The sequence below is a fragment of the Pseudomonas sp. IPO3778 genome (genome assembly GCF_013386825.1).
GTDB lineage: Bacteria > Pseudomonadota > Gammaproteobacteria > Pseudomonadales > Pseudomonadaceae > Aquipseudomonas.
In genome coordinates this window covers 1-6990 of the sequence record NZ_JACARC010000033.1, presented here as the reverse complement: position 1 = coordinate 6990, position 6990 = coordinate 1, and the positions used below count along the sequence as shown (strand labels likewise).

Annotated in this window: 6 protein-coding genes; 2 read left to right on the top strand and 4 right to left on the bottom strand. The window is 63.1% G+C overall.

From position 1 onward, the window contains the following. Positions 1 to 16 precede the first annotated feature (16 nt). A complete protein-coding gene (locus tag HX855_RS15970; protein WP_177089095.1) occupies positions 17 to 1228 on the bottom strand; it encodes a YeeE/YedE family protein in 1212 nt (403 codons plus the stop codon). A gap of 98 nt (positions 1229 to 1326) precedes the next feature. Continuing rightward, positions 1327 to 1983: an O-methyltransferase gene (locus tag HX855_RS15965; protein ID WP_177089096.1), complete on the bottom strand. Its 657-nt coding sequence runs from the start codon at positions 1981 to 1983 to the stop codon at positions 1327 to 1329. 129 nt (positions 1984 to 2112) lie between these two features. On the opposite strand from HX855_RS15965, the gene HX855_RS15960 reads away from it, so the two are divergent. Beyond that, on the top strand, positions 2113 to 2757 hold the full coding sequence (locus HX855_RS15960; RefSeq protein ID WP_177089097.1) for a TetR family transcriptional regulator: 645 nt from the start codon (positions 2113 to 2115) through the stop codon (positions 2755 to 2757). Here the strand turns inward: HX855_RS15960 and HX855_RS15955 are convergent. Both HX855_RS15955 and HX855_RS15950 read right to left on the bottom strand, forming a co-directional pair. Continuing rightward, a complete protein-coding gene (locus HX855_RS15955; protein ID WP_177089098.1) occupies positions 2749 to 4371 on the bottom strand; it encodes a methyl-accepting chemotaxis protein in 1623 nt (540 codons plus the stop codon). The two genes, HX855_RS15960 and HX855_RS15955, sit on opposite strands and share 9 nt — an antisense overlap. A 155-nt stretch (positions 4372 to 4526) precedes the next feature. Next, positions 4527 to 5918 carry an aldehyde dehydrogenase family protein gene (locus HX855_RS15950; protein WP_177089099.1) on the bottom strand — a complete coding sequence of 464 codons (1392 nt, stop codon included), beginning with the start codon at positions 5916 to 5918 and terminating at the stop codon, positions 4527 to 4529. Between the two features lie 104 nt (positions 5919 to 6022). On the opposite strand from HX855_RS15950, the gene HX855_RS15945 reads away from it, so the two are divergent. After that, entirely contained in the window at positions 6023 to 6892 is an 870-nt protein-coding gene (locus tag HX855_RS15945) for a LysR family transcriptional regulator (protein ID WP_177089100.1), read from the top strand. The last annotated feature ends 98 nt before the right edge of the window (positions 6893 to 6990 follow it).

Below are 6990 nucleotides of genomic sequence, written 5' to 3'. Positions count from 1 at the left end.
GCGTGGGAACGATCGGTCAGCAACCGCTTAATGCCACCTGCGGCCGCTCGCCCGCAAAGAAGAACGGCCGCAACCGCACACCCACGCTATTGCCGATAAACGCGGCCACCAGCCACACCCAGCCATGCAGGCTGCCCGACGCGATACCGCTGAAGTACGCACCGATATTGCAGCCATACGCCAGGCGCGAGCCGTAACCCAGCAACAAGCCACCGATCACCGCCGCCACCAGCGAACGCGCCGGAATCTTCAGGCTCGGCGCGAAACGCCCGGCCAGGCCCGCGGCCAACAGCGCACCGAGGATGATGCCGATGTCCATCACGCTGGTAACGTCTTCCCACACCGGCGCGGCCAGGGCTTTGGCATTGCCCGGCATTTGCCAGAACACCCAGCTGCCCACGTCCACGCCCAACCCGCTGGCGACCTTGGCGCCCCACAGGGCGAACGCCGAGGTGATGCCCCACGGCCGCCCGGCCAGTGCCAGGGTGGCGTAGTTGAGCAGGGCCAAACCAATCGCGCCCCACACCAATGGCCAAGGCCCGCGCAGGAAGCGGCGCAGGCCCTGGTGTTCGCTGCTCACGCCGGCTTCGAGTTGCCCGTGACGGCCTTTTTCCAGGCGCACGGTGACCGCTGCGATGAGGCCGAACACGGCCAGGCTCGCCAGCAATGCCGGCATTACGCCAAAGCTTTTGACGATGGAAATCGCCGGGAACGAAGGCAATGCAAACCACCATTCGATGTGGTGGGTGGCGATCAACGAACCGCAGATAAAGAAGAACAAGGTCACCAGCATGCGCGCGTTACCGCCGCCCACGGTGAACAGCGTACCGGACGCACAGCCCCCGCCCAGTTGCATGCCGATGCCGAAGATAAATGCCCCGAACACCACCGACACCCCGGCCGGCGCCACCAGCCCGACCACCGGCTGGCCGAACAACGTGCCGGCCCCCAGCGCAGGGAAGAACAGCACCACGGCAATCGCCAGCATCACCATCTGCGCGCGCAAACCGGCACCACGCCGGTCGGTGATGAACACCCGCCAGGCCGAGGTAAAGCCGAACGCGGCGTGGTACAGCGTCAGGCCCAGTGCGGCGCCGACCACCAGCAACAGCACCTGGCGTGCGCCGACACTGTTTTGCAGGAAGGCGGCGCCGAACAGCAGGATGACGAACGCCAACAGTGGCGCGACCGGCTTGCGCGCAGGGGTTGTAGAGAGGGAAAGGCTCATCGGGAATCTCGTTTCGAAGGCTGTGAGTTAAGTGCGAGGGGGCCGAGTATAAACCTCGCACTCTTGCACGGGTGCTTCGAATCCTCCGATGAGGGGCTTTAGCCCAGGCGAACCGAAAGCTCGACGTCGTCGCCGATCGGCACCGACAGGTAGCCGTTTGCCGGGGAGCGCACGCGGGCCAGGTAGTCGGGGCAGTAGTTGGTGTTGTCGGCGACGATCAAGGCGCCGGGTTTTAGGCGGCTTTCCACCAGGCTCAGCACATCGCCATACAGCGCCTTGGCGCCGTCGAGCAGCAGCAGGTCAACGCTGTCGGGCAGGCCGCTTGCGAGTGTGACCAGGGCATCGCCTTCGCGAATATCGACGAGGTCACTCACGCCGCCTTGCTCCAGGTGTTCCCGGGCCAGGGCGATTTTCGAGGGCTCGAACTCGCTGGTGATCAGCGCGCCGCCGCCGTTGTCCCGCAGGGCGGCCGCCAGGTGCAGGGTGGACAGGCCGAACGAGGTGCCGAACTCAACGATGGCACGGGCGTTTGCGCTGCGTGCCAGCATGTACAGCAGGATGCCGGTGTCGCGGGAGACCGGCAGCCACAGGTCTTTCAGCAGGCCGTAGAGTTCGAGGTATTCAGTCTTGCTGTGCATCAGGCGGTTGCGTTCGTCGTGGGGCATGGTGCTGAAAACAGGGCTCGAGACGGCATCGGCCTGTAGGTACAGCCGGTCAATCAGGGCCGCCATCGGGGCTGAGGTCAGTGTGTTCATGGTGATGTCCTGTTGCAGGTTGAGCGCCGTGGGGCGCCGGGCTAGTATGCGAATGATTCGTCGCATTTAAAGTATGCGAACAATTCGTCACATTCGCTAATCGCATTCGCCCAGCCGCAGGAACGCGCCATGACCGACCGCCAGACCTCGCAGATTTCCTCGCGCAAGCACCCACAACAGGCACGCTCCACCGAGTTGGTGTCGGCCATTCTTGAAGCGGCTATTCAGGTTTTGGCCAAGGAAGGCGCCCGCCGTTTCACCACCGCTCGTGTTGCGGAAAAGGCCGGGGTCAGTGTGGGCTCGGTGTACCAGTATTTCCCCAACAAGGCGGCCATCCTGTTCCGGCTGCAGACCGATGAATGGCAGCAAACCTCGCAAATGCTCAGCCGGATTCTTGAGGACGTGAGTCAACCGCCTCTTAAGCGGCTGCGCACCCTGGTGCATGCGTTTATTCGTTCGGAATGTGAAGAGGCGCAGATGCGGGTCGCCCTGAGCGACGCGGCACCGCTTTATCGAGATGCGCCTGAAGCCCATGAGGTCAGGGCGCAGGGACAGAACATCTTCCAGGCATTCATGCTGGAATTGCTACCGCAGGTACCGGAAGCCACTCGCGTACTGGCGTGCGATTTGATCACCACCACCTTCAGCGCGGTGGGCAAGGAGTTCTCGGGCACCCCGCGCACCGAGGCGCAAATTGCCGCCTATGCGGAGGCCATGGCGGATATGTTCGGTGCGTATGTGACGGTGCTGAACCAGGGGCCGCCTTCAAATTGAGAACCGCGCCACCAGCCCGTGCATGTCTGCGGCCAGCCGTGAAAGCTCGGCACTGGCCACGGAGGTTTGTTGGGCGCCAGTGGCACTGTGCACCGACAGGTCGCGAATGCTCGTCAGGTTGCGATCCACGGCACGCGCCACGCCAGCCTGTTCTTCGGAGCTTGCGGCAATGTGGGTGTTCATCTCGTTGATCTGGCTGATGGCGCCGGCGATTTCCTTCAGCGCAGCGCCCGCTTCATGGGCAATCAGCAGGGTGTCCTGAGCCTCCAGGCAACTGCCCTGCATCGCATGGGTGACCTGCTCGGTGCCCACGCGAATCCGCTCGATGATTTGGGCGATTTCCCCGGTGGACTGCTGGGTGCGACCCGCCAGGGCACGCACCTCATCGGCCACTACCGCGAAACCACGGCCCTGTTCGCCGGCCCGGGCGGCTTCAATGGCGGCGTTCAGCGCCAGCAGGTTGGTCTGGTCTGCAATAGTGCGGATCACCTCAAGCACCTGGCTGATGTCCTGGGATTGCACGGCCAGTGCCTGCACGTCGCTGCTGGTGCCCTGGACGGTTGCGCTGAGTTTCTCGATGGCGGCCACCGTGTGCATCACGCGTTCGGAGCCGGTGTGGCTCGACGTGCCGGAGGAACGCGCCGCCACCGACGCCGAAGCGGCATTGCGTGCCACGTCATCCACCGCCACGGTCATTTGGTTCATCGCCGTTACGGCTTGTTCGATTTCCTGGTTCTGGCGCAACAGGCCGCGGCTGGATTCGCCGGTGACCGCGCTCATTTCTTCGGCGGCCGAGGCCAGTTGGGTCGACGAGTCGCCCATCAGGCGGATCGTATCGCGCAGGTTTTGCTGCATGGCCTTCGCCGAGGTGAGCAGGGCCGAGAGTTCATCTTTGCCTTCGATCACGATCTCGCTGCGCAGGTCGCCGCGGGCAATCGTCTCGTTGATGGACAGCGCATATTTCAACGGCGTCACGATGCTGCGGGTGAAGCCGTACGCCAGCACCAGCGTGATCAGGGTGGCGATGGTGATCATCGCCATAATAAAGTTGAGACCGTTGTCGTAGGTGTTCCTGGAGTCGATTCCGGAACGGGTCGCCTTGTCGATATTCAGTTGCACCAGCTGGTCGATGGCCTGTTGCATCAGCTTGTTGAGCGGCACCTGCTCATCCAGCAGGGCAGCGCCTTCGGCGTTCTGGCCTTTCTGGCTGAAATCGATGCAGCTGTCGGCCAGGCGGGTCAGGCGCTGGATGCCATCGCTGACCACCTTGAACAACTCCCGCTCCTTGTCGTCGCTGACGTACACGCCGTAAGCCTGCAGTTGCGCGAGCACGGTCGTGCGGAACGTGCGGATATTCTGGATGGTGGTGTCTTTGGTGGCGGCGTTGGATTGGGCGATCAGCCGGCGGCTTTCCAACAGCAGTTTGAGGGCGGTGGCGTTGACTCGGTCGGCGGCGATCACACTCGCCATGGAGCGCTCCTCGACATCGGCGGCCAAGGTGCGGATCGCGTGCATGTTCCACAGGGAAACCAGGCCGAGGAAAATCAGCAGCGCGGTAATCAGGGCAAAACTCAGGGCGGCGCGAACGGAAATCCTCATATTTCTAAGCGACATGACAGCGTTCCCTTGGGATCCAATTCGCGGTGGTTTTTGGTGTTATTCAGCCTCGATAGTGGCATAAGCGCATTACGGTTCCATGCGCGGTGCCATTGAAATAATCAATAGGGGCGATAGACCCGCACCGCGGGTCATCGCTTGAGTCGGTTGCCTTAGCGGCGGTTCAACCACACGGTCTGTGCATTGCAGAATTCCCGCACGCCGAAGTGCGACAACTCCCGCCCGAAGCCACTCTTTTTCACACCACCAAACGAGACCCGAGGATCGGACACGCTGTAGGCGTTGATGAAGATCCCGCCGGTTTCCAGTTGATTGGCGATGTTTCGTGCCTTCTCCGGGTCGGTGGTGAACACGCTGGCGGTGAGGCCGAACTCACTGTCGTTGGCCAGGGCCACGGCGTGCTCCGCATCGCGGGCGGTGATGATGGAGGCGACTGGCCCGAACAGTTCCTGCTTGAACGAGGTCATCTGGTCGGTGACGTTGGCCAGTACGGTGGGGGCGTAGTAGTTGCCCGCGCCTTCGACTTTGTTGCCGCCCAACAGCAAGGTAGCGCCTTCGGCCAGGGTGGCCTGGACCTGGCCGTCGAGTTCGTCCCGCAGGTCGAAGCGGGCCATCGGGCCGATGTAGGTCTCGGTGGCGGTCGGGTCGCCCATCACCAGCTTACGGCTGGCTTCGAGGAATTTGGCGGTGAAGGCTTCCACCACGCCTTCTTCGATGATCAGGCGCTTGGCGGCGGCGCACACCTGGCCGGAGTTCTGGAAGCGGCCGATCAGGGCGGCTTGCACGGCTTCGTCGAGGTTGGCGTCGTTGAGCACGATGAACGGGTCGGAGCCGCCCAGTTCCAGTACACATTTCTTCAGCGCGGCACCGGCCTGGGAGCCGATGGCCATGCCGGCACGCACGCTGCCGGTGAGGGTCACGGCGGCGATGCGTGGGTCGGCGATGGCTTTGGATACGCCGTCGGGGGTGACGTTGATCACTTCGAACAGGCCATCGGCGAAGCCGGCGCGCTGGAAGGCTTGTTTCATCAGGTACGCGCTGCCCATCACGTTAGGCGCGTGTTTGAGCACGTAGGTGTTGCCGCTGAGCATGGTCGGCACGGCGCCGCGCAGCACTTGCCACACCGGGAAGTTCCACGGCATCACGGCGAGGATCGGGCCCAGGGGGCGGTATTCGATCTGGGCGGTGCCGTTGTCCACCAGGGTGGCTTCCGGGGCGAGCATGGCCGGGCCGTGGGCGGCGTACCACTCGGCCAGTTGCGCGCATTTTTCGATTTCGCCACGGGCCTGGGCGATGGGTTTGCCCATTTCCAGGGTGATCATTTGGGCCATTTCTTCGGCCTGGTCACGCAGGGTACTGGCCAGGGCCAGCAGCAGTTCAGCGCGCTGGGCGACGGGTGTGTTGCGCCCGTTGCGGAAGGCGTTGATGGAGCGGGTGAGGGCGGCGTCCAGCTGCGCCTCGGTTTCATACGGGTAGCTGGCGACCGTTTCACCGTTGGCGGGGTTGATCGACAAGGCGTGGGTCTGGGAAGAAATGGCGTTCATGGCACCGTCCTGCGCAGTGAATGGGATGGAGGCCAGCGTACGGGGCTGTATCTTTTTCGGAAACTGAATAATATTAAGCAATACATTCACGTTTGGAGAATGACTTGGATCTGGTCCAGCTGGAAATTTTCAAAGCCGTTGCCGAGCAAGGCAGCATCAGCGCCGCCGCGCAGTTGATCCATCGGGTGCCGTCGAACCTGACCACACGGATCAAGCAGTTGGAGCAGGACCTGGGCGTGGATTTGTTTATTCGCGAGAAGAGCCGGCTGCGGTTGTCGCCGGCCGGGTGGAATTTTCTCGGTTATGCCCGGCGCATCCTCGACCTGGTGCAGGAAGCCCGGGCGACGGTGGCGGGGGAGGAACCCCAGGGCGCGTTTGCCCTGGGCTCGCTGGAGAGTACGGCGGCGGTGCGCATCCCGGCGGTGCTGGCGGCGTATAACCAGAAGCACGCCAAGGTCGAGCTGGACCTGACCACCGGACCGTCCGGCACGATGATCGAGGGGGTTTTGTCGGGGCGGCTGGCGGCAGCGTTTGTCGATGGGCCGGTGCTGCACGCGACGCTGGAAGGCGTGGCGGTGTTTGAGGAAGAGATGGTGGTGATTGCACCGCTGCACCATGCGCCGATTACCCGGGGGCAGGATGTGAGCGGGGAGAGCATCTACACGTTTCGCTCGAACTGTTCGTACCGGCACCACTTCGAGCGTTGGTTTTCACAGGATGGGGCCGTGCCGGGGAAGATCTTCGAGATGGAGTCTTATCACGGGATGCTCGCGTGCGTGAGCGCCGGTGCGGGGCTGGCGCTGATGCCGCGTAGCATGCTGGAGAGCATGCCGGGGTTTACGACGGTAAGCGTGTGGCCGCTGACGGATACGTTTCGGATTTTGAATACCTGGTTGATCTGGCGCCGGGGCACCGTGTCGCAGAGTTTGAACAGTTTTGTGCGGTTGCTGGAAGAGCGCGGACTGAAGGCTTGATGGGTTCTCTGTGGGAGCTGTCGAGCTTTAGCAAGGCTGCGATGGCGTCGGCACGGTCGACAGTGAGGGGGCCTGAGCCACCGCTATCGCGGCCTCGC